Annotated in this window: 20 protein-coding genes; 17 read left to right on the forward strand and 3 right to left on the reverse strand. The window is 67.9% G+C overall.

Features of this window, described 5'->3' with window-relative positions; genetic code table 11:
- Positions 1-65 precede the first annotated feature (65 nt).
- A complete protein-coding gene (locus ACSQ1W_RS16810; protein WP_436044843.1) occupies positions 66-359 on the forward strand; it encodes a DUF2218 domain-containing protein in 294 nt (97 codons plus the stop codon).
- Between the two features lie 8 nt (positions 360-367).
- Here the strand turns inward: ACSQ1W_RS16810 and dinB are convergent, their stop codons facing one another.
- Positions 368-1,441 carry a DNA polymerase IV gene (gene dinB / locus ACSQ1W_RS16815; RefSeq protein WP_436044844.1) on the reverse strand — a complete coding sequence of 358 codons (1,074 nt, stop codon included), beginning with the start codon at positions 1,439-1,441 and terminating at the stop codon, positions 368-370.
- 215 nt (positions 1,442-1,656) lie between these two features.
- On the opposite strand from dinB, the gene fabA reads away from it, so the two are divergent.
- Both fabA and fabB read left to right on the forward strand, forming a co-directional pair.
- A complete protein-coding gene (gene fabA, locus ACSQ1W_RS16820) occupies positions 1,657-2,172 on the forward strand; it encodes a 3-hydroxyacyl-[acyl-carrier-protein] dehydratase FabA (RefSeq protein ID WP_436044845.1) in 516 nt (171 codons plus the stop codon).
- A 2-nt stretch (positions 2,173-2,174) separates the two neighbouring features.
- The gene (gene fabB, locus ACSQ1W_RS16825; protein ID WP_436044846.1) at positions 2,175-3,383 is read left to right on the forward strand and encodes a beta-ketoacyl-ACP synthase I; all 1,209 of its coding nucleotides are present in this window, start codon (positions 2,175-2,177) and stop codon (positions 3,381-3,383) included.
- A gap of 6 nt (positions 3,384-3,389) precedes the next feature.
- Here fabB and ACSQ1W_RS16830 read toward each other — a convergent pair whose 3' ends face one another.
- Positions 3,390-4,466 (reverse strand): glycerophosphodiester phosphodiesterase, encoded by a 1,077-nt coding sequence (locus ACSQ1W_RS16830; RefSeq protein ID WP_436044847.1) that lies wholly within the window; start codon positions 4,464-4,466, stop codon positions 3,390-3,392.
- A 236-nt stretch (positions 4,467-4,702) separates the two neighbouring features.
- On the opposite strand from ACSQ1W_RS16830, the gene ACSQ1W_RS16835 reads away from it, so the two are divergent.
- From ACSQ1W_RS16835 to ACSQ1W_RS16865, 7 genes are all read left to right on the forward strand, one after another.
- Positions 4,703-5,344, forward strand: coding sequence for a DUF2170 family protein (locus ACSQ1W_RS16835; RefSeq protein WP_192273715.1), 642 nt, complete (start codon positions 4,703-4,705; stop codon positions 5,342-5,344).
- Positions 5,344-6,006, forward strand: coding sequence for a PspA/IM30 family protein (locus tag ACSQ1W_RS16840; RefSeq protein ID WP_436044848.1), 663 nt, complete (start codon positions 5,344-5,346; stop codon positions 6,004-6,006). The genes ACSQ1W_RS16835 and ACSQ1W_RS16840 overlap by 1 nt, the downstream gene beginning before the upstream one ends.
- A 15-nt stretch (positions 6,007-6,021) precedes the next feature.
- Positions 6,022-6,657, forward strand: a complete 636-nt coding sequence (locus ACSQ1W_RS16845; RefSeq protein WP_436044849.1) for a hypothetical protein — start codon at positions 6,022-6,024, stop codon at positions 6,655-6,657.
- A 30-nt stretch (positions 6,658-6,687) separates the two neighbouring features.
- Entirely contained in the window at positions 6,688-8,661 is a 1,974-nt protein-coding gene (locus ACSQ1W_RS16850; protein WP_436044850.1) for a hypothetical protein, read from the forward strand.
- Positions 8,662-8,748: 87 nt separating this feature from the next.
- Positions 8,749-14,070: a DNA repair ATPase gene (locus ACSQ1W_RS16855; protein ID WP_436044851.1), complete on the forward strand. Its 5,322-nt coding sequence runs from the start codon at positions 8,749-8,751 to the stop codon at positions 14,068-14,070.
- The gene (locus tag ACSQ1W_RS16860) at positions 14,067-14,759 is read left to right on the forward strand and encodes a hypothetical protein (RefSeq protein WP_436044852.1); all 693 of its coding nucleotides are present in this window, start codon (positions 14,067-14,069) and stop codon (positions 14,757-14,759) included. Before ACSQ1W_RS16855 ends, ACSQ1W_RS16860 begins: the two co-directional genes overlap by 4 nt.
- Positions 14,756-15,859, forward strand: a complete 1,104-nt coding sequence (locus ACSQ1W_RS16865; protein ID WP_436044853.1) for a toxic anion resistance protein — start codon at positions 14,756-14,758, stop codon at positions 15,857-15,859. The genes ACSQ1W_RS16860 and ACSQ1W_RS16865 overlap by 4 nt, the downstream gene beginning before the upstream one ends.
- Before the next feature lie 75 nt (positions 15,860-15,934).
- On the opposite strand, the gene glmS is transcribed toward ACSQ1W_RS16865, so the two are convergent.
- On the reverse strand, positions 15,935-17,761 hold the full coding sequence (gene glmS / locus ACSQ1W_RS16870) for a glutamine--fructose-6-phosphate transaminase (isomerizing) (protein WP_436044854.1): 1,827 nt from the start codon (positions 17,759-17,761) through the stop codon (positions 15,935-15,937).
- Positions 17,762-17,955: 194 nt separating this feature from the next.
- Here glmS and ACSQ1W_RS16875 point away from each other — a divergent pair, with 194 nt between their 5' ends.
- From ACSQ1W_RS16875 to ACSQ1W_RS16905, 7 genes are all read left to right on the forward strand, one after another.
- Entirely contained in the window at positions 17,956-19,224 is a 1,269-nt protein-coding gene (locus ACSQ1W_RS16875; protein ID WP_436044855.1) for an efflux RND transporter periplasmic adaptor subunit, read from the forward strand.
- A gap of 63 nt (positions 19,225-19,287) precedes the next feature.
- Positions 19,288-20,010: an ABC transporter ATP-binding protein gene (locus tag ACSQ1W_RS16880; protein WP_062357085.1), complete on the forward strand. Its 723-nt coding sequence runs from the start codon at positions 19,288-19,290 to the stop codon at positions 20,008-20,010.
- Between the two features lie 10 nt (positions 20,011-20,020).
- On the forward strand, positions 20,021-21,331 hold the full coding sequence (locus ACSQ1W_RS16885; RefSeq protein ID WP_192273724.1) for an ABC transporter permease: 1,311 nt from the start codon (positions 20,021-20,023) through the stop codon (positions 21,329-21,331).
- Between the two features lie 23 nt (positions 21,332-21,354).
- Positions 21,355-22,578, forward strand: a complete 1,224-nt coding sequence (locus ACSQ1W_RS16890; RefSeq protein ID WP_192273725.1) for an ABC transporter permease — start codon at positions 21,355-21,357, stop codon at positions 22,576-22,578.
- Positions 22,579-22,641: 63 nt separating this feature from the next.
- Positions 22,642-23,856: an ABC transporter permease gene (locus ACSQ1W_RS16895; protein ID WP_436044857.1), complete on the forward strand. Its 1,215-nt coding sequence runs from the start codon at positions 22,642-22,644 to the stop codon at positions 23,854-23,856.
- 3 nt (positions 23,857-23,859) lie between these two features.
- On the forward strand, positions 23,860-25,197 hold the full coding sequence (locus ACSQ1W_RS16900) for a sigma-54-dependent transcriptional regulator (protein WP_192273727.1): 1,338 nt from the start codon (positions 23,860-23,862) through the stop codon (positions 25,195-25,197).
- Complete coding sequence (locus tag ACSQ1W_RS16905; protein ID WP_436044858.1) at positions 25,194-26,525, forward strand: sensor histidine kinase; 1,332 nt, start codon at positions 25,194-25,196, stop codon at positions 26,523-26,525. The genes ACSQ1W_RS16900 and ACSQ1W_RS16905 overlap by 4 nt, the downstream gene beginning before the upstream one ends.
- The last annotated feature ends 13 nt before the right edge of the window (positions 26,526-26,538 follow it).

The raw sequence follows: 26,538 nt of genomic DNA on the forward strand, positions 1-26,538 counted from the left end.
TGCCGGCCTTTTTGTTGCCTGCGTGCAGAGGTAAACAGGAAGCCCCGCTTTCCGTGCTCATGACCATGCAACCTGCTTCCCGTGTGACCGTCGTTCCTACCGACCCCGCCAAGCTACTGCGCACGCTGTGCAACCACTGGCGGCACAAGTTCGAGATCGAACGCCCCGACGACACCCATGCGCGCATTCCGTTCGACGACCTCGGCCCGGCTGACTTCGCGGTGGAAGGCGACGCACTGCTGATCACGCTGTACGCGCCCGATGCGGAAGCACGCACACGCCTGCAGGACGTGATCGCCTCGCACCTGCGTCGCTTCGAGCGCAACGAGGCCCTCGTGTTCGACTGGCAAGCGGCGTAACAAGCCGCCTACGCTTCCTGCGGATCGAACAACCCGGCCTGCACGACGGTTTCCTCGCGATCCCGGAATCCCGACAGGCCCACCCCGACCAGGCGATAGCGCGTCGCGGGCGGCAGGTCCACGCGCTCGCGCAACGCCAGCGCGATGTCGATGAATTCCTGCGCGGAGGCTGGCGGCGATTCCGGTGTAAAACTGCGCGTCAGGATGCGGAACTGCGCCGTCTTCAGCTTCAGCACCACGGTGCGGCCGATGCGCTCGGTCTTGCGACTGGCGGCCCACGCCTTCTCGGCGATGCGCAGGATGTGGGGTTCCAGTTCGGACAGCAGCAGGTCGGTGGCGAAGGTGTCTTCGGATGAGATCGACTGCACCGGCTGGTCGGGTTCCACCGGTCGCTCGTCGATACCGTGTGCGCGCCGGTACAGTCCACCGCCGAAACTGCCGTAGCGCGTTTCCAGCTCGTGCTGCGAGTACGCACGCAGGTCGCCGACCGTGCGGATGCCATCGGCATTGAGCCTGCCCTGCATCACCTTGCCGACGCCGGGGATGCGCTCGACCGGCAGCGGCGTCAGGAACGCCTCCACCTGGTGCGGCCGCAGCACGAACTGTCCGTCCGGCTTGCGCCAGTCGGACGCGATCTTGGCGAGGAACTTGTTCGGTGCCACGCCGGCCGAGGCCGTCAGCTGGGTCTCTTCGCGGATCTGCGCGCGGATCGTTTCGGCCACCGCGGTCGCGGTCGGCAAGTCGGACTTCGGCGCGGTGACGTCGAGATAGGCTTCGTCCAGCGACAGCGGTTCGACCAGGTCGGTATGGCGCAGGAAGATCTCGCGCACCTGCCGCGATACCGCCTTGTAGCGCGCGAAATCGGGCGGCACGAAGACGGCCTGCGGACACAACCGCTCCGCGCGTACCGCCGGCATCGCCGAACGCACACCGAAGACGCGCGCCTCGTATGACGCCGCACACACCACCGAGCGCTCGCCGCGCCACGCCACCACCACCGGCCGTCCACGCAGCGACGGATCGTCGCGCTGCTCCACCGACGCGTAGAAAGCGTCCATGTCGATGTGGATGATCTTGCGCATCACGCGATGATATCGGCCGCCGTACGCGATCGCATGGATGCGTGCGGCGACGATACGGCTGCGTGTGGAGTCGCGGACAGAATGCGCCAAACCCTTGCCGCGATTGCCTCGCGCCGATGGTACGCCGGCGTATGGAAAAACCGCCGTTGATCTGCATCAAGACAAGCGTATGCACATGTGTGCATTATTTGCGCCTTCGCAGAACGGACCACGCAATGAACGCCCCCGCTTCCTTCTCGCGCGAACAGCTGCTGGCCAGCGCACGCGGTGAACTGTTCGGCCCCGACAGCGGCCGCCTGCCCAACGACCCGATGCTGATGTTCGATCGCATCACCGAGATCCGCCAGGACGGTGGCGCCCACGGCAAGGGCATGGTGCGCGCCGAGCTCGATATCCATCCCGACCTGTGGTTCTTCCAGTGCCACTTCCTCGGCGATCCGGTGATGCCGGGCTGCCTGGGCCTGGATGCGATGTGGCAGCTGACCGGTTTCTTCCTGACGTGGATCGGCGCGCCCGGCCGCGGTCGTGCGCTCGGTTCCGGCGAAGTGAAGTTCACCGGCCAGGTGCTGCCGACGGCGAAGCGCGTCAGCTACGAGATCGACATCAGCCGCGTGGTCAATCGCAAGCTGGTGCTGGCGGTGGCCGACGGCCGCATGCTGGTCGACGGCCGCGAGATCTACACCGCGCGCGACCTGCGCGTGGGCCTGTTCACCTCGACAGAGAGCTTCTGACCATGCGTCGTGTCGTCATCACCGGCCTGGGCATCACCTCCTGCCTGGGCAACGATGCGGATACCGTGTCGGCCGCGCTGCGCGAAGGCCGCTCGGGCATCCGCCACATCCCGCAGTACGCCGAACTCGGCTTCCGCAGCCACGTGGGCGGCGCGCCGGAGATCGATCTCGACGCGCAGATCGACCGCAAGCAGAAGCGCTTCATGGGCGATGCCGCAGCGTTCGCGCATATCGCGTTGCGCGACGCCATCGCCGATGCTGGCCTGGACGAGGCACTGGTCAGCCAGCCGCGCACCGGGCTGATCGCCGGCTCCGGCGGCGGTTCGGCCGAATGGCAGATCGAAGCGGCCGACCTGCTGCGTGCACGCGGTATCCGCAAGGTCGGCCCGTACATGGTGCCGCGCACGATGTGCTCCACCGTGTCGGCCACGCTCGCCACAGCGTTCAAGATCAAGGGCGTCAGCTATTCGATCTCGGCGGCATGCGCGACCTCCGCGCACTGCATCGGCGCCGCGGCGGACCTCATCCGCGCCGGGCGCCAGGACATCGTGTTCGCCGGCGGCGGTGAAGAGCTGCACTGGGCGCTGACGATGATGTTCGATGCGATGGGCGCGTTGTCGAGCAAGCGCAACGACGATCCGACGCACGCGTCGCGTCCATATGACGCGGATCGCGACGGCTTCGTCATTGCCGGCGGCGGCGGCATGCTGGTGCTCGAGGACTACGACCACGCCGTGAAGCGCGGCGCACGCATCCATGCCGAATTGCTGGGCTATGGCGTGACCTCCGACGGGGCCGACATGGTCGCCCCGTCCGGAGAAGGCGCCGTGCGCTGCATGCAGATGGCACTGGAGGGCGTCACCGCGCCGCTCGATTACCTCAACACGCATGGCACCTCGACCCCGCTGGGCGACGTGATCGAGCTCGACGCGATCCGCAACGCACTCGGCGACACCCTGCCGCCGATCTCGTCCACCAAGGCCCTGTCCGGTCACTCGTTGGGCGCCGCCAGCGTGCACGAAGCGATCTACTGCCTGCTGATGATGCGCGACGGTTTCATCGCCGGCTCGGCCAATATCGAGACGCTGGATGAAGGCGCCACCGCCTTCCCCATCGTGCAGGCGAGCCGCGACGCGACGTTGAACACCGTGATGTCGAACAGCTTCGGTTTCGGCGGCACCAATGCCAGCCTGGTGTTCGGCCGGGTTTGAGACGGCTCAGCGGGCGTCGACGGCGCGACGCCCCAGCGCCGGATCGTCGGTGAAGAAGCCGCCGATCCCCAGCGCAAGGTAGGCACGGATCTCCGCAAGAGATCCCGCCTCGCTGCGCGTACGTGGATCCTCGCCTTCGCGCAGCGCCATCGGCAGGAAGTGGTTCTCCGGCCGGAAGGTGTAGGGCCAGACCTCCAGCCCCGCATTGCGCGCGTCCGACGCCAGCGACGTCGGCGTCCCCAGCGCGCCGTCGTCGGCGACCGGGATCAGCAAGCGCGTCCACGGCCCGATGATCTCGGCGTAGCCAGCGATGTCCTTCAACCCTGCCGGCGTCATCAGGTCGGCATAGCGCGTCGGCTTTCCTGCCGCCAGCGCATCGCCCGGCTGCGCGTCCGGCATCTCGAGCAACTGCAGCAACCGGATGTTGGGATGCGAAGGCCCCAGGCGCCTGCGCAGCGCGCGCAGGTTGGCCTGCTCGAACGACTGGATAACCACGGGCGCCTCGCGCGTGTAGGCATGCGCGGCCAGCACCTCCAGCAGCCGGTCCTCCATCGGCAGCCCGATCTGCTGGAAGTGGCTGGGGTGCTTGATCTCAGGAATCAGGCCGATCGTGCGCCCGTTGCGCGCGGCCTGTTCCGCGGCCAGCGCGATGATCTCGTCGAGCGTCGCCACCTCGAACCGGCCGTCGTGCGCCGTTCCCCGCAGCTCGGGCAGACGTTCCCGCGCCCGCAACGTCTTCAGTTCGGCCAACGTGAAGTCTTCGGTGAACCAGCCCTCGACCGACGTGCCGTCGATCACCTGTCGACGCTTGCGCGCGGCGAACGCGGGCCGCTGCGCCACGTCGGTGGTGCCGCCGATCTCGTTCTCGTGGCGTGCCACCAACACGCCATCGCGGGTGGCGACCAGGTCCGGCTCGATGTAATCCGCACCGTCCGCGATCGCGCGCGCATAGGCGGCCAGCGTGTGCTCGGGCAGGTGCGCGCTGGCACCCCGGTGGGCGATGACGAGCGGCTCTGCCTTCGCCTCGGTGGACAGGGCTGCGGTCATGGTGAGCAGGAGGGGCAGCAGGCGGCGGAACGGCATCGACGGATCCTCATCTGCGCCAGCATGCCACGGGCGGCGCGTGGCCCGGAAAGCACGAAGCCCGGCATCGACCGGGCTTCGCCGCAACGTGGGAGGAGAGAGGGACCTCGTTGCTGGCGCCATTGTCCCTGCGGCTTGTTACACCTGCGCGACAGGCGTCATCGGCCAGTCATCCGGCCCGGGCGGTCCCGCGCCGCCGCTTGACAGCATTACATGTAAGCAATAAGTTCAATTTCATGACAGCCTCCCGTCCCGCGATCAAGGCCTCCACGTTGCATGTCCGCAACTACCGCGAGCGCATGCGCGAGCAGGGGCTGGTCAAGAAGGACGTCTGGATCCGACCGGAGTACGCCGAGGAGCTGGCCTCCATCGAAAAATCGATGCGCGAGGCGACCCGCGAGTCCGGCATCCCCTACCTGCCGACGCAGTCCACCGAGGCCGGCTGGACCGTCGCTGCGATCCGGCATGCGCTGCAGCAGGCCAGCACCGTGCGCGATGGCCTGATCAGCCTGGAAACCATCGAGGGCGCCGAACCCAGCCTGCATCTGGTGATGCACGAGTACGGCGATCTGTCGGTGTTCCTCGCCGTGGGCGGTGAGCAGATCCTGGTCGAGGCCTACCTGTGGCCGGTCGAGGACGTGACCGACGCGGCCGCATTCAACGCGCACGTGCTCAGCACGCACGTGCTGCTGCCGCTTTCGACCATCGGCATGCAGCGCATCGGCGGCGTCGCCGGCTACACCATGTTCGGCGCGCTCGACACGCACTCCAGCCTGGCCAACGTCATGTTCGAGATCGAGACGCTGGCCGAGAACGTCATCAACGCCACCGAGGCCTACCGCCCGTTCCTGCGGACGACGACGCGGAGGAGGGCCTGATGCCCGACACGCTGAAGACCCTGTTCAAGCGCATCCAGGAAGGCATGGAAGGCCTGGCCGGCGCCGTGATGGGCGACCGCGCCGAGCGGCTGCTGGACGAGGAGATCCGCACCATCGACGATGCGTTGCACGGTGCCCGCGGCGAGCATGCGGCGGCGAAGGCACGCCGCGTCGCGAACGAGCAGCACCAGGCTGCGCTGACGGCACGCATCGGCGAAACCGAGGCCAAGGTGGAGGCCGCGCTGCGGCAGGGGCGTGCCACGCAGGCGCGCGCGGCCGCGGACGACGTGGTCCGCCAGCAGACCGAACGCAACCAGCGCGCGGAGGAAGGACAGGATCTGACCGTCCATGAGCGCCAGTTCGCGCACGTGGTCGAGCAGCTCGAAGGCCGTCTTCGCCGCCTGAAACACCAGCTGGACATCCTCCGCGCCTCCAACAGCCTGCAGCGTGCGCAGGCGACCGTCGCACGCCGCCAGCCGGGCGATGCGCTGTATCCCGAGCCCGCATTCGCGTCCGCTGCGCGCATGAAGCGCCGCCGCGCGCCTGCACAGGGATGCGGCGCCACGAGCCAGGGCAAGCACCAGAAGACAGACGCCGATCCCGCACAGGCCGTGCTGGACCGTGCCCGCAAGCGCATCACGTCGTCCGCGCGCAAGCGCTAACCGGGGGGAGCCACGATGACCGAGTTCCTGAACACTGCCCTGACCTTTCCCACGCTGGTGTACAGCGTGCTGCTCGCGTTCTGCACCGTGTACTGGCTGCTGGCCTCCACCGGCATCGTCGACATCGATGCCGTCGACGGCTGGCTGACCACCGACGGCGATACCGCCGAGCCGAGCGTGGTCGCCGGCATGCTGGCCAAGCTGGGCCTGTCCGGCGTGCCGATGATGCTGGTGCTCACCGTGCTGTCCTTCTTCGGCTGGCTGATCACCTACTTCGTGCACCTGTTCGTGCTGCAGCACGTCCCGGACAGCCTGCGCTGGATCGCCGGCGCCGGCACGCTGGTGGCGGCATTGCTGCCCGGCGCGCTGGTGACGTCACTGCTGCTGCGCCCGGTCGCCGCGCTGATCGCACGCCTGCGCCCGCCTGCCCCGCCTTCCGTCCTCGGGCGTGCCGGCGCGGTGATCTCGCCGTACGCGGACGCCGACGGCGGACGCGCCCACTTCGACGACGGCGGCGCCGGCCTGATCCTGCAGGTCCGCACGCTGTCCGGCGAGCGCTTTTCTCGCGGGGACCGCGTCGTGCTGATCGAACACGTCGAAGCCGACAACACCTACCGCGTAATGTCCGAAACCGCCTTCCACCAGCAGTAAGCACCCGCGCCGTCTACAAGGAGTTCTGCAATGACTACCGCCACGATCCTCCCCTTCGTCATCGGACTCGCTGTCCTGCTGGTGCTGGGATTCGGCCTGATCGGCATTTTCAAGGCCTTCTACAAGAAGGTCGAACAGGGCACGGCTCTCATCGTCAACGACATGAGTTCGCATCCCAAGGTGCACTTCACCGGCGCGCTGATCATCCCGGTGCTGTACAAGGCCGAGCTGATGAAGATCAGCCTGATCACCCTGCAGGTGGACCGCCGCGGCAAGGAAGGCCTGGTCTGCAAGGACAACATGCGTGCCGACATCGCGGTGGCGTTCTACCTGCGCGTCAACGAGACGCCGGCCGACGTCCTGCGCGTGGCCAAGGCGATCGGCGCCGACCGCGCGTCCGACAAGCATGCCGTGGACGAGCTGTTCAACGCCAAGTTCTCCGAGGCGCTGAAGACGGTCGGCAAGAAGTTCGACTTCACCGAACTGTTCGACAAGCGCCAGGAGTTCCGTGACGAGATCGTCGCCGTCATCGGCCAGGACCTCAACGGTTACGTGCTGGAAGACGTCGCCATCGACTACCTGGAGCAGACGCCCAAGCACCTGCTCGACCCGAGCAACATCCTGGACGCCGAAGGCATCCGCAAGATCACCGAGCTGACCGCGCGCCAGAACGTGCAGACCAACGAGCTCGAGCAGAACGAGAAGCTGGCGATCACCAAGAAGAACACCGAAGCCCGCGAAGCCCTGCTCGCGCTCGAACGCCAGCAGGCGGAGGCTGAAGCGCGCCAGCAGCGCGAGGTCGAGACCGTGCGCGCCCGCGAAGCCGCCGAGACCGCCAAGGTGATCGAGGAGCAGCGCCAGGTGTCCGAGCGCGCGCGCCTGGAGACCGAGGAGCAGATCAAGATCCGCGAGCAGGAACAGCTGCGCCAGGTCGAAGTCGCCGAGCAGAACCGTCGCCGCGCCGTCGCCATCGAACTCGAGCGCGTCGCCCGTGCCGAACAGCTGGAGCGCGTCAACACCGACAAGGAAGTCCAGATGCAGCAGGTCGACCGCGACAAGGTGGTCGAACAGGGCCGCATGGAAGTAGCTAACGTGGTGCGCGAGCGCACCCAGATCGAGCAGACCGTCGCCGTGGCGGAAGAGAAGATCAAGGAAACGCGCGAAGTCGCCGAGGCCGACCGCGCCAAGCAGGTGACCGTGCTGGCCGCCGAAGCGGCCGCGCAGGAAACGCTGGTCAAGGACGTCAAGGCGGCCGAAGCCGCCGAGCAGGCCGCCCGTCACCGTGCGGTCGAACTGACCGTGCTGGCCGACGCCGAACTGCAGGCCGCCGGCAAGCAGGCCGAAGCCAAGCGCGTGATGGCCGATGGCGTGCGCGCCGAAAGCGCCGCCCACGGCCTGGCCGAGGCGCAGGTGCAGGAAGCCAATGCCGTGGCGATGGAGAAGACCGGCCTGGCCGAAGCCCGCGTGCTGGAAGCCAAGGCGGACGCGACCTACAAGCAGGGCAACGCCGACGCGCGCGTGCTGACCGAGCGCCTGAGCGCCGAGGCCGACGGCGCGCAGAAGCTGGGCCACGCCAACGCCAGCGCCACCCAGGCGATGGGCGATGCCGAAGCCAGCAACATCGCCAAGAAGATGTCCGCCGAAGCCGAGGGCCTGACCTCGAAGTTCGACGCGATGGGCAAGATGAGCCCGGATGCGCGCAGCCACGAAGAGTTCCGCATGCTGCTGGAGACCCAGTTGCGCCAGCTGCTGGCGTCGATCGATGCGGGCAAGGCGATCTCGCGCGAGAACACCGAGGTACTGGCGAGCGCACTGAAGAACGCCAACATCGAACTCATCGGTGGCGACGGTGGCGTGTTCAACGCGCTGACCAAGGGCGTGTCGCTGGGCAAGGCGCTGGAAGGCATCGTGGGCGAAAGCCCCATCGCGGCGCAGTTGCTGGGTCGTCTGGCGGGCTCCGGCCTGCCGGTCGCCGGCCGCCAGGCCGAAGCGACCGACGCCTGACCCCGCGCGCCTGAGCCGGGCCGGCGGCGCGTGCCGTCGGCCCCGATTTCCGCATCGACCGCCCAGGACGGGCGAGGATGAGGTCCGATGTCCGATACGCCGAACACCGAAGTCCCCTCCACCGATACGCAGGTCGACCAGGCCGTCGCCCAGGGCGGCGCCTACGACGTGCTGCGCCGCCGTCTCGACGAGCAGGGCGCGCGCCTGCGTACCGTCGTGGACGCGCTCAACGCGCGCCGCCTGCAGGAATTCGGCGACAGCCGGATGGAAGCCATCGGCCGCCTGCGCATTCGCACCGAGCACAACTCGGTGGGCCGCGACATCGTGCAGGTCGGTGACCTGCTGCTGTTCGGCTTCAACGTCTACATGGGACTGAAGGCGACCACGTCGGTCGCCGACGTGTTCGGCATCTATCGCCTGGTCGAAGCCGGCGAAGGCTACGACGTGGCGCCGGTCGACATCGCCGCCAGCTTCCTCGCCGATGGTGCGTTCCAGCGCGACTTCGGCGAGCTGTACAGCTACTACAAGGACGCACGCCTGCTGCAGCTGATCGTCCGCGACGGCCGCCTGCTGATGGCCTTCCAGATCGGCCTGAAGAACACCGACGTGCGCGTGTTCCGCTGGACGCTGACCTCCGAGGGCGAGGTGAACTACCTCGATGCACGCGGCGAGCGCGACATCGTGCTGCCGCCGCCGTTCGACTTCGAATGGACGCGTGCCACCAAGGACATGGAAGTCAGCGGTCGTCATCCACACCTGAACATCCTCGACACCCTGTTCGTCGAGACCATCGGCGGCGACCTGACGCTGAAGGTGGAGAACAACACCGAGACCGGCGCCGGCGTCTACAGCGAACCGGTCGAAGACCGCACGCAGTCGCTGGACGATGCGCAGATCGAGTTCGCGCGTGTCGGCTCGCTGATCCTGCTGAAGGTGCTGCCGTACCGCGAGAGCGCCTGGCGCGGGCTGGTCTACAACACCCAGACCGGCAAGGTGACGCGCCTGGATGCCATCGTGCAGGCCTGCATCCAGCTGCCGGAAGACCACGGCATCATCTTCCCCGGCGGCTACTACCTGCAGAACGGCGAGCACAAGGCCTTCGATGCCGCCGTGCAGGACATGCAGTACAAGCGCACGATCCGCTCGCCGAACGGCGAAGACGTCATGTACGTGTTCTATGAGCGCGAGACCGGCCAGGCCGCGCTGCTGGTCTACAACTTGGTGCAGCGCCGCCTGCAGCCGCCGGTGCTCGCGCACGGCTACGCGCGCCTGCACGACGGCCGCATGGTGCTGTTCCGCGCCGAGAACGACGACCCTACCCGCGTCCACCCGATGCAGGTGTGGCAGACGCCCTTCAGCTCGGACGAGTTCGCGGCGACGCGTCCCGCCGGCACTTCGTTCATGGCGAAGCTCGGTAATACCGAACTGGTGCGCGCGGTGTCGAACCTGTTCGACCTCGCCCGCGAGATCGAGCGCGACGATGTCTCCGCGCAGCGCTACCAGTTGCTGACGCACGGCACGCGCCGCCTGTTCGACCTGCACCACTGGATCGACGACACGCAGTGCGATGGCCTGGCCACGCTGCTGCACGAGATCGCCGGTACCGGTGAGTCGGTGCTGGACGAATACGAGAAGGTGCAGGAGATCCGGCGCCAGTCCGAGACATCGATGGCGCAGGCGCAGCGCGACCATCGCGCCCTGCTCGGCCGCCTGCAGCCGGAGGGCTGGAACGGCATCGGCGAGTTCGTCGAGGCGCTGGGCGCCGTCTCGCGCCTGCGCGGCCACCTGCTGACCATCCGCGACTACCGTTATATCGACACCACCGCCATCGACGCGATGACGGCGGCGCTGCAGGAGGCGCACGAACGCGTCGGCACCGCGACCGGCCAGTTCCTCGCCGACGAGAAAGCACTGGCGCCGTTCCAGCAGCGGCTGGGCGAACTCGATGCGCGCGCCCAGAAGGCCGCCAGCGCACGCGAGCTGGCCGAGGCGATCGAGGCCATGCAGGGCATGGCCGGCGAACTCGACATGCTGTCCGAGTTGATGGCGACACTGAGGGTGGACGACGCCACCCAGCGCACCCGTGTGGTCGATGCGCTATCGGCGATCTACGCGAAGCTCAACCAGAGCCGCGCCCGCGCGACCCAGCGCCGCCGCGAACTCGGTTCGGCCGAGGCCGTGGCGCAGTTCGGCGCGCAGTTCACCCTGTTCGGTCAGGCGGTCAGCAATGCGCTGGCGATGGCGACCACCCCAGAGCGCGCCGACGAACAACTGTCGCGCCTGATGGTGCAGCTGGAGGAACTGGAGAGCCAGTTCGGCGAACACGAGCAGTTCCTCGGCGACATCCTGTCCAAGCGCGAGGAGATGCTGGAAGCCTTCGAGGCGCACAAGCAGGCGCTGCTGGACGAACGCCAGCGCAAGGCGCAGTCGGTGCAGGAAGCGGCCAACCGGATCCTTGAAGGCCTCGGCCGGCGCACCGAGCGCTTCACGTCGCCGGACGAACTCAACGCCTTCTTCGCCGGCGATGCGCTGATCCTCAAGCTGCGCGAGCTGGCCGGTCGCCTGCGCGACCTGAAGGACTCGGTGAAGGCGGACGACATCGAGGCGCGCATCAAGGGCGCACGCGACCAGGCCGTACGCGGCCTGCGCGACCGCAGCGACCTGTTCGAGGACGCCGGCAACGTCATCCGGCTGGGGCCGCGCCACCGCTTCAGCGTCAACACGCAGCCGCTGGACCTGACGCTGATCCCGCGCGGCGACACGCTGGCCGTGCACCTGACCGGCACCGACTACCTGGAGCCACTGCAGGAACCGGCACTGGATGCGCTGCGCGCGTACTGGGACGTCACCCTGGAGTCCGAGTCGCCGACGCTGTACCGCGGCGAGTACCTCGCCTGCCGCCTGCTGCAGGATGCGCTGGCCGGCGAAGGCGGACTCGGCGCGGAGCAACTGGGTCATGCGTTGGCCGACCCGGAAGCGCTGGACCGGATCGTTCGCGACTACGCCGCGCCACGCTACCGCGAAGGCTACGAGAAAGGCATCCACGACCACGATGCCGCCGCGATCCTGCGCAGCTACCTGCCACTGAGCCAGGCGGCGGGCACGCTGCAGTACGCCCCCGCCGCGCGCGCGCTGGCGGTGGCTTGGTGGTGCCGTGGCGATGCCACTCCCCAGGACACGACCGATCGCATACGCGCGGCACGCGCCATCGATACGATGTCGCCGGCGGGCCGCGCCGTGCCGACGCTGCGCGACGAGCTGGCGACCGCCATGGTCGAATGGGTACAGCGCGATGCATTGCCCTTCCCCACCACGGACGCATCGGCCGCGGCCGCCTTCCTGACGGACACCGTCACCGCTGCGACGCCCACGTTCCGTTTCACCCATTACGCCGAATCGCTGGTGGCTGCGTTCCGCGCACGCCTGGCCGACGAAGCCGGTGGCAGCGTACTGGGCAGCGCATTGCACCGCCTGGACGCACGACCTGCCGCGGCCTGGTCGTTGCTGCGGCAGGCGCTCGACGCACTGACCGCATTGCCCGATCAGGCGCACCTGGCGGCGTACGTCCCGGAAGCGATCGCCCTGTTCCGTCATGGCGCACAACTGACGCACGTGGTCGAACACGTCACGCTGATGGTGAACGTCGATGGCCTGCTCGGCGAGCATGCGCGCATCCGCGACGGTCGGCTGTCGCTGGCGGTGGACGACCTGCCGGCACGCTTCGCCACGCATCGCGATCATTTCGTGCCAGCGTGGCAGCGCTATCAGGCGCTGCGTGGCGAAGTCGCGCAGCGGGAGCGCGCGGCGATGCGCCTGTCGGAGTTCAAGGCGCGCCCGCTGAGCTCGTTCGTGCGCAACAAGCTGATCAACGACGTCTACCTGCCCGTCATCGGCGACAACCTCGCCAAGCAGATGGGCACCGTCGGCGAGAACAAGCGCAGCGACCTGATGGGCCTGCTGATGATGATTTCGCCGCCCGGCTACGGCAAGACCACGCTGATGGAATACGTCGGCCACCGGCTGGGCCTGGTCTTCATGAAGGTCAACGGCCCGGCGCTCGGCCACGAAGTGCGCTCGCTGGATCCGGCGCAGGCGCCGGACGCGACGTCGCGGCAGGAGCTGGAGAAGCTCAACCTGGCGCTGGAGATGGGCAACAACGTGATGCTGTACCTGGACGACATCCAGCACACGCATCCGGAGTTCCTGCAGAAGTTCATCTCGCTGTGCGATGGCACGCGCCGCATCGAGGGCGTCTGGCGTGGCAAGACCAAGACCTACGACATGCGCGGGCGCAAGTTCGCGGTGGTGATGGCGGGCAATCCGTACACGGAGTCCGGCGAGGTGTTCAAGATTCCGGACATGCTCGCCAACCGCGCCGACATCTACAACCTGGGCGATGTGCTGGGCGGCATGGAGGATGCGTTCCTGCTCAGCTACGTGGAGAACTGCCTGACCTCCAATCCGGTGCTCGCCCCGCTCGCGACCCGCGACATGGCCGACCTCTACCTGCTGGTCGACAAGGCACGCGGCAAGGACGTCAGCACCAACCAGCTGTCGCACGCCTATAGCGGTGCGGAAATCGGCGAGATCGTCGCGGTGCTGCAGCGGCTGCTGACCGTGCGCGACGTGGTCTATCGCGTCAACCAGCAGTACATCGCCAGCGCCGCGCAGGCCGACAAGTATCGGGTGGAGCCACCGTTCCGCCTGCAGGGCAGCTACCGCAACATGAACAAGCTGGCGGAAAAGATCTCGCCGGTCATGAATGCCACCGAGCTGCAGCAGCTGATCTCCGACCACTACCTCGGCGAGGCGCAGCTGCTGACCACCGGCGCGGAAGAGAACCTGCTGAAACTGGGCGAGCTGCGCGGCACGCTGACCGGCGAAGAACAGGCACGCTGGAACCAGATCAAGGCCGACTTCCTGCGCAACAAGGCGATGGGCGCCGAGGATGCCGATGTCGGCGGCCGCGTCGTCGCGCAGCTGGCGGACATCGCCGTCGGCCTGCAGCGACTGGGCGAACCCGCCCCCGTCGAAACAGCGCCGCCCGCCCCTTGGGAGGCGCTGCTGGCGGCGCTGCAATCGCTGCGCTTGCCGGAGCCGGCCCCCGTCGCCGCACCCGCCGCTCAGGCACCCGCGATCGACACCGCGCCGGTGCTCGACGCCCTGAAGCAGACGATGGCGCGGCAGGATCAGCTCAACGCGGCCCTGGTCGCCTTGGCGCAGGCGATACGCAGCAATGCTGCGACACCCGTGTCGTCAGGCACGCGCAAGGCGAAACCGAGATCGTCGCGCGAGGCGGAGTTCGACCAGGTGATCGCCAGCCTCGCGTTCAAGGAAGAACGTCCGACACCGACGCTGGATGTGTCTCCGTCGGCACCCGATGAAGGCACCGGAGACCTGCCGCGGTGAATCTACCGATCGCGACGGACGACGACGTTCCCGGACGGGCCGATCACGCCGCCGCCATCGGTGCGTTGACGCAGGCCAGTGCCAGCGACCTGCAGGCGACGCTGCGCGACCTGCGCACGGTATTGCTCTCCGCCGATCCGCGCGCGCTCCGTCGCAGCGTCGGGTTCTGGGGTCGGCTGATAGGACGCGACATCAGGCTCGCCGCGGAGGCGCGTGCGCTGCGCGAACGCAGCGGCATCCTGTTGCGGCAGGCCGGCTTCGAAGCGACGCGGCTGCGCCATCAGCACGCGACGCTCGCCGATCATGCGCAACGTCTGCGCGATGCCTGCGCGCGCCTGCAACAGGACATCGACGGACTCGCCCGCCAGCAGGCGTCGGCGGAAGGCGGCACGCCCGCAGGCACATCGCGGCTCGCCCACCTCGTCACGCTGCGCAGCGCTTACGAAATCACCGCCAGCCAGCTGGACCTGGTCGCCGCCAATGCGCTCGCCATCGCCGAACGCCACGCCCAGCAACTGCCCCGGCTGTCCGTGCTGCTGGACCAGCAGCAGGGCGTCGTGGCCGGTGCCGGGCACGGAATGCAGCTATCCTCCGCCATGCGGACGATTGATGAGCTGGAAGCCCACATCGAACACCTGCCCGCACCGGCGCCCGCCGGGCAGCGCACCCCATCCCAGGAGGCCCCATGACGACGACGAATCCCGAACAGACGCTGGTCCCCGCGGCGCTGTCGCCGCAGCTGCTGACCGATCTGGGGCTGGAGAACGCCGACATCCCGCGTATCCAGGAAGCGGCGAAGGCGCTGCAGGACATCGCGCCCGGCAACCTGCACACCTACGGGCGCGAGGCCACCACCAAGACCAGCGCCTTCAGCACGCAGCTGCTGGACAAGGTGCGCAACGCCGATCTCGACAGCAGCGGCGACAAGCTGGGCGAGGTGGTCCGCATTGCGCGTTCGCTGAACCTCGAATCCTTCCATGGCCGCTCCAAGCTGCCGATCCTGGGCCCGTTGATCGACAAGATGCGCGCGACCAAGGACGACCTGGTGCAGCGCTACAGTTCGACCAATCGCCAGATCGACCAGTTGATGGGCGACGTCGGCAAGACCCAGCAGATCCAGCAGCAGCGCGTGCGCGAGTACGACCAGATGCACGACATCGTGCTCGACGAGCGTCGCGAGCTGGGCGTGCACGTGGCCGCCGGCCGCATCCGCATCACCGAGCTGGAGGCGGACCTGGCCTCACTGTCCGGCCAGGAAGATCCCGAATCGCGTACCCGCCGCGCCGCGCTCGATACCGCGCTGCGCCTGATCGACAAGCGCGTGTCCGACCTGCAGGTGCTGCAGCATGCGGCCGACCAGACGCTGCCGATGATCCGGCTGATCCAGGCCAACGCGATCCAGCTGATCGAGAAGTTCAGCGCGGTGCGCGACATCACCATCCCCATGTGGCGTAACCAGTTCGCCATCCAGCTGTCGCTGGCCGACCAGCGCAACGCCGTCGAACTGGCCAACGCCATCGACGACGCCAGCAACGAACTGATGCGGAAGAATGCCGAGCTGGTGCATTCGACCGCCGTCGGCACCGCGCGCGCGAACCAGCGCTCGGTGATCGACATCGAAACGCTGCGCACCGTCAACGAGACGCTGATCCGCACGGTCGAGGAAGTCCGCGAGATCCACCGCGAAGGCATGGCCAAGCGCAAGCAGCTGTCCACCGAACTGGTCGACATGCGCGAAGACCTCGAGAAGCGGCTGTCGTTGCCGACCACCGGTAACGCGACCGCCTGATCGCCGACGCTTCCGACGCAAAGCGAACGGGCCGCCCAAGGGCGGCCCGTTGCGTTTGCCGCATCGGAGAGCGACTTACTCCACCGTCACCGACTTGGCGAGGTTGCGCGGCTTGTCCACGTCGGTGCCGCGTGCCAGCGCGGTGTGGTACGCCAGCAGCTGCACGGGGATGGTGTGCACGATGGGACTGAGCACGCCGACGTGGCGCGGTGTGCGGATGACGTGCACGCCTTCCGACTCGCTGAAGTGGCTGTCCTGGTCGGTGAACACGAACAGCTCGCCGCCGCGCGCGCGCACTTCCTGCATGTTGGATTTCACCTTCTCCAGCAGCACGTCGTTGGGTGCGATCACCACCACCGGCATGTCGGCATCGACCAGCGCCAGCGGACCGTGCTTCAGTTCGCCGGCCGGGTAGGCCTCGGCGTGGATGTAGGAGATTTCCTTCAGCTTGAGCGCGCCTTCCAGCGCGATCGGGTAGTGCAGGCCACGGCCGAGGAACAGCGCGTCCGACTTGGGTGCGAAACGCTCCGCCCACGCCGCGATCTGCGGCTCCAGGTTCAGTGCGTGCTGCACGCTGCCCGGCAGATGGCGCAGTTGATCCAGGTAATCGGCTTCCTGCTCGGGCGTGACCTTGCCGCGCAGCTTGCCCAGCACGACAGTCAGCTGGAACAGCGCGGCCAGCTGGGTGGTGAAGGCCTTGGTCGATGCCACGCCGATCTCGGCACCGGCGCGCGTGTAGCAGACCAGTTCGCTGGCGCGCGGAATCGCGCTTTCCGGCACGTTGCAGATCGACAGCGTGTGCTGGTGGCCCAATGACTTGGCGTATTTCAGCGCCTCCATCGTGTCCAGCGTTTCGCCGGACTGCGAAATGGTGACGATCAGGTGCTTGGGATTGGCGTACGCGGCGCGGTAGCGGTACTCGCTGGCGATTTCGACATTGCACGGCAGGCCGGAGATCGCCTCCATCCAGTAGCGTGCCGTCATACCGGCGTAGTAGCTGGTGCCGCAGGCGAGGATCTGCACGCCCTCGATGTCCTTGAGCGCCGCTTCCGCGTTGGCGCCGAACAACGCCGGCGAGAAGCCGCTATCGATCACCGCCTCGATGGTGTCGGCGATCGCGCGCGGCTGCTCGTGGATTTCCTTCTGCATGAAGTGGCGGTACGGGCCCAGTTCCAGTGAAGCCAGCGACACGTCCGACACATGCACGTCGCGCTGCGCGAGCTGGTTCTGGCCGTCGTACACGGTGACACCGGCGCGCGTGACCTCGGCAGTGTCGCCTTCTTCCAGGAAGATCACGCGGCGCGTGGCCTGGATGATCGCGGACACGTCGGAGGCGATGAAGTTCTCGCCCTCGCCCAGGCCGATCAGCAGCGGACAGCCCATGCGCGCGCAGACCATGCGGTCCGGCTCCTTGCGGCTGACCACGGCCAGTGCGTACGCGCCGGTCAGTTCCTTCACCGTGCGCTGCAGCGCAGCCAGCAGATCGTCACCGCCCTTCAGATGGTGATGCATCAGGTGGGCGATCACTTCCGTGTCGGTCTGCGACTCGAACACGTAGCCGAGCGCGCGCAGTTTCTCGCGCTGCTCCTCGTGGTTCTCGATGATGCCGTTGTGCACCAGCGCCACACCGTGGCTGATGTGCGGATGGGCGTTGGCTTCGGTGACGCCGCCATGGGTCGCCCAGCGCGTATGCCCGATGCCCAGGCTGGCGTTGAAGCCCTCGGCCGCGGCAGCGCCCTCCATCTCGGCCACGCGGCCGGTCCGGCGCACGCGGCGCACGTCCTGCTGGTCGACCACCGCGATGCCCGCGGAATCGTAGCCCCGGTATTCCAGCCGCTTCAGTCCCTCGATCAGTACCGGCACCACGTCGCGATCGGCAATCGCACCCACAATTCCGCACATAGGCCTGTGTCTTCCCTCTGAATGAAACGAACGGACATTCTACGTGTCCGGTACTGGACAGGCCCTGTCCGCTGGGTGTCCGCGGACACCCGGACAGTCATCCGTATCGGACAACCCCCTTTTGAATCAATCGCTTGCGTTTGGCACGCATCCTGCTGAGACAAGCAGGTCATTCTCAAGAACGCATGCCACCGATGATTCGGGACACCTCCGCGCAAGACCGAGTGCTCAGCTCCTCGCAGACCCGTCCGGCCTGGCGCCGCTGGATCTGGCCCGCCGCCGGCGGCGCCCTGCTGCTGGCCGGCATCGTGTTCGCCGCGCGCGGCTGGCTGGCGGGCACGACCTCCGTGGACGGCGCCCGGCTGCGCATCGCCGAGGTCACCCGCGGTGACCTGGTCCGCGACATCGCCGCGGACGGCCGCGTCATCGCCGCCAACAGCCCCACCCTGTACGCCATCGCGGGCGGCGTGGTGACCCTGAAAGTCGTGGCCGGCGACAAGGTCACCAAGGGCCAGCCACTGGCGGAAATCGACAGCCCTGAACTGCGCAGCAAGCTGGCGCAGGAACAGACCACGCTCGCCGGCCTGGAGGCCGAGGCGAGCCGCGCGATGCTGGACGCCAGCGTCACCCGCGCCAACGCGCAGAAGGCGCTGGATCAGGCCGGTATCGAACGGCAGGCGGCCGAGCGCACGTTGCAGCGCTACCAGCGTGGCTACGACGGCGGCGCCGTGCCGCAGGTCGACGTGCTGGAAGCGCAGGACAACCTGCGCAAGAGCGAGATTGCGCTGTCCCACGCGCAGAAGGATGCCGGCCTGCAGGGCCAGGGCGCCGGTCTGGACGCACGCAACAAGCAACTGCTCGCCGACCGCCAGCGTGCGGTGGTCGCGGAAGTGCAGCGCCAGGTCGACGCGCTGACGCTGCGCGCACCGTTCGATGGCCAGGTCGGCCAGGTGCAGGCGGTGCAGCGTTCGAACGTGGCGATCAACGCGCCGGTGCTGAGCGTGGTCGACCTGTCGGTGTTCGAAGTCGAGATCAAGGTGCCGGAGAGCTTCGCGCGCGACCTCGCCATCGGCATGCCGGCCACGCTGACCAGCGCCGGCCAGCCGTACGCCGGCGAGATCTCCGCGGTGTCGCCGGAAGTGGTGGGCGGCGAAGTCGTCACCCGCCTGCGCTTCTCCGACAAGCAGCCGCCCGGCCTGCGCCAGAACCAGCGCCTGTCCGCACGCATCCTGATGGACACGCGCCGCAACGTGCTGATGGTCGAACGCGGCCCGTTCCTCGAGCAGGGTGGTGGCCGGTACGCCTACGTCATGGACGGCAGCTCCGCCGTGCGCCGTCCCGTGCAGCTGGGTGTCAGCAGCCTGAGCAGTATCGAAGTGCTCGGCGGCCTGCGGCCCGGAGACAAGGTCGTCGTCTCCGGCAGCGACCTGTTCGGCGACGCCGAACGCGTCTCGATCAACTGATCCTCCCCCGCGCCCTCCCCCCGCCTTTCCATTCCACGCCAGAACCCGAAGAAGGAACCCGCCATGCTTGAGATGCGCCAAGTCGCCAAGGTCTACCGCACCGAACAGGTGGAAACGCATGCGCTGCGTTCGCTCGACCTGCATGTCCGCGAGGGCGAGTTCGTCGCCGTCACCGGTCCGTCGGGCTCCGGCAAGACCACGTTCCTCAACATCGCCGGCCTGCTGGAGACCTTCACTGGCGGCCAGTTCCTGCTCGACGGCCAGGACGTCAGCCATCTCGGCGACGACGCGCGCTCGCGCCTGCGCAACCAGAAGATCGGCTTCATCTTCCAGGGCTTCAACCTGATCCCCGACCTGAACCTGTTCGACAACGTCGATGTCCCGTTGCGCTACCGCGGCATGCCGGCGGCCGAACGCAAGCAGCGCATCGAAGATGCGCTGGCGCGCGTGGGCCTGGGCTCGCGCATGAAGCACTTCCCGGCCGAACTGTCGGGCGGCCAGCAGCAGCGCACCGCGATCGCGCGCGCGCTCGCCGGCAGCCCGCGCCTGCTGCTGGCGGACGAACCGACCGGCAACCTGGACTCGCAGATGGCGCGCGGCGTGATGGAGCTGATGGAGGAGATCAACCGCCAGGGCACGACCATCATCATGGTCACGCACGACCCTGAACTGGCCGCGCGCGCGCAGCGCAACGTGCACATCGTCGACGGCATGGCCACCGACCTGTCGGTGGAGCCAGCGCTGATCCGCGCGGCGCACGCCGCCGAAGCCAACGCCTCCGCCTGAGGACCCCGCCATGTTCGGCTACTACTTCTCCCTCGCGCTGCGCAGCTTCAAGCGCAACAAGGCGCTGACCTTCCTGATGGTGCTGGCCATCGCGCTCGGCATCGGCGCCAGCATGACCACGCTGACCGTGTTCTACGTGCTGTCCGGCGATCCGATCCCGCAGAAGAGCGACAAGCTCTTCTACCCGCGGATCGACCCGCGCTCGATGAACGGCTTCACCCCCGGCGAAGAGCCGGAAGACCAGTTCACCCGCTTCGACGCCGAGCGCCTGTTGCGCGACAAGAAGGGCGACCGCCAGGCGCTGATGAGCGGCGGCGCGTCGTCGGTCGAATCCGAAGACGGCAAGATCGAGCCGTTCCGGGTCGATGCACGCTACACCACCGCGGACTTCTTCCCGATGTTCGATGTGCCGTTCCGCTACGGCAACGGCTGGTCGGCGGCGGACGACGAATCGCGCGCGCGTGTCGCCGTCATTTCGAAGGCCCTCAACGACAAGCTGTTCGGCGGCGCCAACAGCGTGGGTCGCGACCTCAAGGCCTCCGGCGCCACGTTCCGCATCATCGGCGTGCTGGAGGAGTGGCGCCCCGCGCCGAAGTTCTACGACATGACGCAGGACCGCTTCACCGAAGTGGAGCAACTGTTCGTGCCGTTCTGGACCGCCCTCAACGTGAAGATGGGCACCCAGGGCAACATGAACTGCTGGGGTGACTCCAGCGGGGAAGAAGAAGGGTCGCGCGGCCCCAATGCGCCGTGCTCATGGCTGCAGTACTGGGTCGAGCTGGGCACGCCGGCGAAAGTCGAAGCCTACAAGCAATACCTGGCAAACTATTCCGACCAGCAGCGCGCGGCGGGCCGCTTCGAGCGTCCCAACAACGTGGACCTGCACAGCGTGATGCAGTGGCTCGACAAGCAGGGCGCGGTGCCCGGCGACGTGCGCCTGCAGGTGTGGCTGGCGTTCGGCTTCCTGGCCGTCTGCCTGCTCAACACGGTGGGCCTGCTGCTGGCGAAGTTCCTCGGACGCTCCTCGCAGATCGGCGTGCGGCGCGCACTGGGCGCGACGCGCAAGGCGATCTTCGCGCAATGCCTGGTCGAGGCCGGTACGGTCGGCCTGGTCGGCGGCGTGCTGGGGCTGGTGCTGGCCTGGCTGGGCCTGCTGGCGGTCCGCCAGCAGCCGGCAGGGTATGCCGACCTGGCCCACATGGACCTGAAGATGCTGCTGGCCACCTTCGCGCTGGCGATCGTCGCCAGCCTGCTCGCCGGGATGCTGCCCGCCTGGCGCGCGATGCAGGTGACGCCCGCCATCCAGCTCAAGAGCCAGTGACCCATCCATCCAAGAGGCACGTCATGGACATCCGTCCCATTCTTTCCACCCTGGCCCGCCACAAGACGGCAGCCGCGCTGATCGTGCTGGAAGTGGCGCTGTCGTGCGCCATCATCTGCAACGCGGTCTTCCTGATCACCCAGCGACTGGAGCGCATCGACCGTCCCACCGGCCTGGCCAACGAGGAGATCGTGCGCATCAGCATGGGCAACCTCGGCGAGAACCCCGATGCCGACGCGCTGGTGAAGCAGGACGTCGCCAGCCTGCGTGCACTGCCCGGCGTAAAGGCTGCCGGCAGCATCAACCACGTGCCGTTCGACAACTCCTCGTGGAACACCTCGATCCAGCTGGTACCGAACCAGGAGCGCCCCTCCGCGCAGGCGAACGTCTACCTGGGCGATGCGGTGATCGACACGCTGGGCCTGCGGTTGGCCGAAGGTCGCGACTTCACGGCGGACGAGTACTCCAACTGGACGGAGATGAACAAGCAGAACGCGAAGGTCATGATGCCGTCCGTGATCATCAGCCGGGAACTGGCGAACAAGCTGTTTCCGGGTGAGAGCGCGATCGGCAAGAACATCATCTCGTGGAATGCCGACAACGTGCCGCACCGCGTGGTCGGCGTGGTCGAGCGCCTGATCCGCACCAACGACAACGGCGGTCCCGCGGAAGCCGGCTACACGATGATCCTGCCGGCGAAGGACATCACCATGGGGACGTTCGTGCTGCGTACCACGCCCGAGCGTCGTGCCGAAGTGCAGAAGGCGGCCATCGCCACGCTGGAGAAGAACAGCGCACGCCGGCTGATCCTGCGCGAAGGCACGTTCACCGAGATTATGGACAAGTACTACCAGGGCGACCGCGCGATGGCGTGGCTGTTGCTCACCGTGATCGTCTCGCTGCTGATCGTCACCGCGCTGGGCATCGTCGGCCTGGCCAGCTTCTGGGTGCAGCAGCGGACCAAGCAGATCGGCATCCGCCGTGCGCTGGGTGCGACGAAGGGACAGATCCTGCGCTACTTCCAGACCGAGAACTTCCTGCTGGCGACCATCGGCATCGTCATCGGCATGATCCTGGCCTACGGCATCAACCAGTTGCTGATGGGCAAGTACGAACTGCCGCGCCTGCCGCTGCTGTACCTGCCCGTGGGCGCCGTGCTGCTGTGGCTGCTCGGCCAGGTCGCCGTGTACGGACCGGCGCGCAAGGCCGCGTCGGTGCCGCCGGCCGTGGCGACGCGCACCGCCTGACCGTTCCCCGTCCGTCCGCCACCATGCACGCCATCGGGCGTGCATGGTCCATCGGAGAGGCCGATGCCGTCTTCCCCGTTCCTGCTGCTGGGCCGGCCGCGCGCGGGCACTTGGCTGCTCGCCCTGCAGCTGGCGATCGGCGTGGTGCTGTGCCTGCACGCGTGGCAGGCCATGGAGGCATCGCAAGCAGCGCGCACCAGCCCCAGCGGCATCGACGAGACACATCTGCTGCTCGTGCCGTGGCTGCAGACGGCGGCCGGCAACCACGTCGAGACCGCCGACGTCCTGCGGGTGCTGCGTACCGTCCCCGGCGTGCAGACAGCGGCCGCGACCAACCAGGCGCCCTACGGCAACAGCGCATGGAGCGTCCACGTGTGGGCAGACGAGGATCACGCATCGCGCCCGCTGGTTTCGACGTATCTGGCGGACGAGCGCTTCTTCGCCACGCTCGGCATCGCGCTCTCACGCGGCCGCGCATTCGCGACAACGGACTACCAGGACTACACGGGTGACCAGCAGCGTCTGCACGCGGACCCGGCGCCCGTCATCCTCTCGGCCGCGCTTGCCCGGCGCCTGTACGGCGCCGCCGACCCACTGGGCCGGACATTGCAGATGTTGCCGGGCAAACGGCTGCACGTTATCGGCGTGATCGACCGGATCCCGCTGCCCGCCAGTGCGCATCGCCGCGACGGTACCGCCCTCTTGCTGCCTGTCCGCATGACGCGCGCCGATGAAGCCCACTTCCTCGTCCGCTACGCCGGCACCGCCGACGTCGTGTCGGTACGCATGCGCGCGGCCCTGAAAGAAGCGTATGCCGGCGCCGTCATCCCCACACCAGAGGCCATGTCCACCTTGCGCGAGCGCGCCTCGCAGGACGTCCTGCACCGCGCCCGCGCATCGCTGGCGGTGTGCGCCGCCTGGTGGCTGCTGACCCTGGGCATGCTGACGCTGGGTGGCCATCGCTGGATCCAGGAGCACACCCAGGAGTTCAGCCTGCGCCGTGCCTTTGGCGCGACCGCCCTGCAGTTGGCGCGCCGGCTGCGCTGCGAATACCTGCTCCTCGCTGCCATCGCGTCGGTCCTCGGTATGGCGTGTGCGGCCTGGGCGCTGCCACCACTGCTGCCGGCGTGGAGTCCGTCCGCACCGTCGGCGACATCGCTCGCGGCCATCGCCCTGTGGACCATCGTGGCCGTGCAGTCCGCTGCCGCGTGGCCTGTCCGCCTGACGCGACGCATCCCCCCGCATCTCGTCAGCCGCAGCCCTTCGGTTAGGCTATAGCGCATGCCCACCATCCTCGTCATCGACGACAACCTGGCCGTCAGTACGGCACTGGAAGTCCTCTTTTCGCTGCACGACATCGATACGTTGCACGCGGAGTCGCCCGCGGCCGGGCTGACGCTGCTGCGTGAGCAGCACATCGACCTGGTCATCCAGGACATGAACTTCACCCAGGACACCACGTCGGGCGCGGAAGGCGAGCAGCTCTTCGCCGACATCCGCGCACAGTGGCCGGACATGCCGGTGATCCTGCTGACCGCGTGGACGCATCTCGAGGTTGCGGTGAACCTGGTGAAGGCCGGTGCCGCCGACTACGTCGCCAAACCGTGGGACGACCGCAAGCTGCTCGCCACGGTCAACACATTGCTGGAACTCGCCGAGGCGCGTAGCGAACTCGAGCGTCGCCGCAGCCGCGAGCGTCGTGGCCGCGACCAGCTCTCCAGCAAGTACGACCTGCGCAACCTGGTGTTCGAGGATCCGGCCAGCGAGCGCGTGATCGCACTCGCCTGTCAGGTCGCACGCTCCGACCTGCCGGTGCTGATCACCGGCCCGAACGGTGCGGGCAAGGAAAAGATCGCCGAGATCATCCAGGCCAACTCCAGCGTCAGGTCGGGCGCCTTCGTCACGCTCAACTGCGGCGCGCTGCCATCGGAACTGATCGAAGCCGAACTGTTCGGTGCCGACGCCGGCGCCTATACCGGCGCCAACAAGGCGCGCGAGGGCAAGTTCGAAGCGGCCGATGGCGGCACGCTGTTCCTCGACGAGATCGGCAACCTGCCGCTGACCGGGCAGATGAAGCTGTTGCGCGTGCTGGAGACCGGGCGCTTCGAGCGCCTAGGCTCCAATCGCGAACGGCATGTCACCGTGCGCGTGATCAGCGCGACCAACGCCGACCTGCCCGCGATGATCCGCGACGGCAGCTTCCGCGAAGACCTCTACTACCGCCTCAACGCGATCGAACTCGCGCTGCCGCCGCTGGCCGAGCGTCCCGGCGACATCCTGCCGCTGGCCGAACGCTTCCGCCCCGCCGACAAGCCGCTGGCCGAAAGCGCGCGCGCCGCGCTGCTGCGCCATGCCTGGCCGGGTAACGTGCGCGAGCTGCGCAACGTCATCCAGCGCGCCGGGCTGCTGGCGATGGGCGACCGCATCGAGGCCGCCGACCTCAACCTGCCGCGTCCCGCACCGGTGCGCAGTGCGGCCGTCGCGGAGCCGGAACGTGCCGACATCGAAACCGCCATCGCGCGTGCCGGTGGCGTCATCGCGCAGGCCGCCGCCGATCTCGGCATGAGCCGGCAGGCGCTGTACCGGCGCATGGAACGGTTCGGCATCAAGGCGCCATGATCCGTCGTTCGCTCGCCGGCCGCGTGCTGTCCTGGCTGCTGCCCCTGCTGGCGCTGGCGGTGGTGTTGCCGATCCTGCTGTCGCATTGGATCGGCGACGATGTGGTGGCCGCACTGGTCTCGGCCATCGTGGTCCTGCCCCTGGCGATGTGGGCGATCCGGCGCGGCCTGCACAGCACCCATTCGCTGTTCCGCGCATTGGCCGGCAGCGTCAACAGCTATCGCGACGGCGAATACAACTTCGGTATCCACTGGCGCGGCCACGACGAACTCGCCGAACTGGTGCAGGCGCACTCCGCCCTAGGCGAGGTGTTGCGCGAGCAGCGCCTGAGCCTGGTCCAGCGCGAACTGCTGCTCGACACCATGGTGCAGAACACCCCGGTCGCCATGCTGCTGGTCGCGCCCGGCGGCGACGGCGTTCGCCGGGTGATCTTCGCCAACGTGGCGGCGCGCAAGCTGCTGCACAGCGGCTGGAAACTCGAAGGCCAGGACTACGAAGCGCTGATCGGATCCGCCCCGGTCGAGATGCGCGAAGCGCTCGCCCGCGGTGGCGACAGCCTGTTCGCCATCGGCAGCGAAGAGGAAGACGGCGAGGAACAGGTGTACCACCTCGCGCGCCGCAGCTTCCGCCTCAACGGACGTCCGCATGAGCTGTTGCTGCTGCGCCTGCTGACCAGCGAGCTGCGGCGGCAGGAAGTGATGACGTGGAAGAAGGTCATCCGCGTGATCAGCCACGAACTCAACAATTCGCTCGCACCGGTGGCGTCGCTCGCGCATTCTGGCGCGGAGCTGGTGCGCCGTGGGCGCCATGAGCGGCTGGAAGAGGTCTTCGGCACCATCGAGGACCGCGCGCGCCACCTGGAAGGTTTCATCCGCGGTTATGCCCGCTTCGCCAAGCTGCCTTCGCCGCAACTGCAGACGGTGCACTGGCGCGCGTTCTTCGAAGGCCTGCAGCGGCAGATCGGTTTCGAGCTGGTGATGTCGGAAACGGAGATAGACGGCCGCATCGATATCGCACAGCTGGAGCAGGCGCTGCTCAACCTGCTGAAGAACGCGCACGAATCCGGCACGACGGCCGACGGCGTGTCGGTGCGCCTGACGCGCCTGCCCGGCTGGCTGCGCATCGAGGTGATGGACCGCGGCACCGGCATGAACGAATCGGTGCTGCAGAACGCGCTGGTGCCGTTCTATTCGACCAAGCGCAACGGCACCGGGCTGGGCCTCGCGCTGACCCGCGAGATCATCGAGGCCCACGGTGGGCGGTTATCGCTGCACAACCGCGAGGGCGGTGGCCTGTGCGTGTCGATACAGCTGCCGGAGACTATGTAGGGCGGGCCAAGGC

The organism is Pseudoxanthomonas sp. LjRoot143 (genome assembly GCF_964252945.1).
Lineage (GTDB): Bacteria > Pseudomonadota > Gammaproteobacteria > Xanthomonadales > Xanthomonadaceae > Pseudoxanthomonas_A.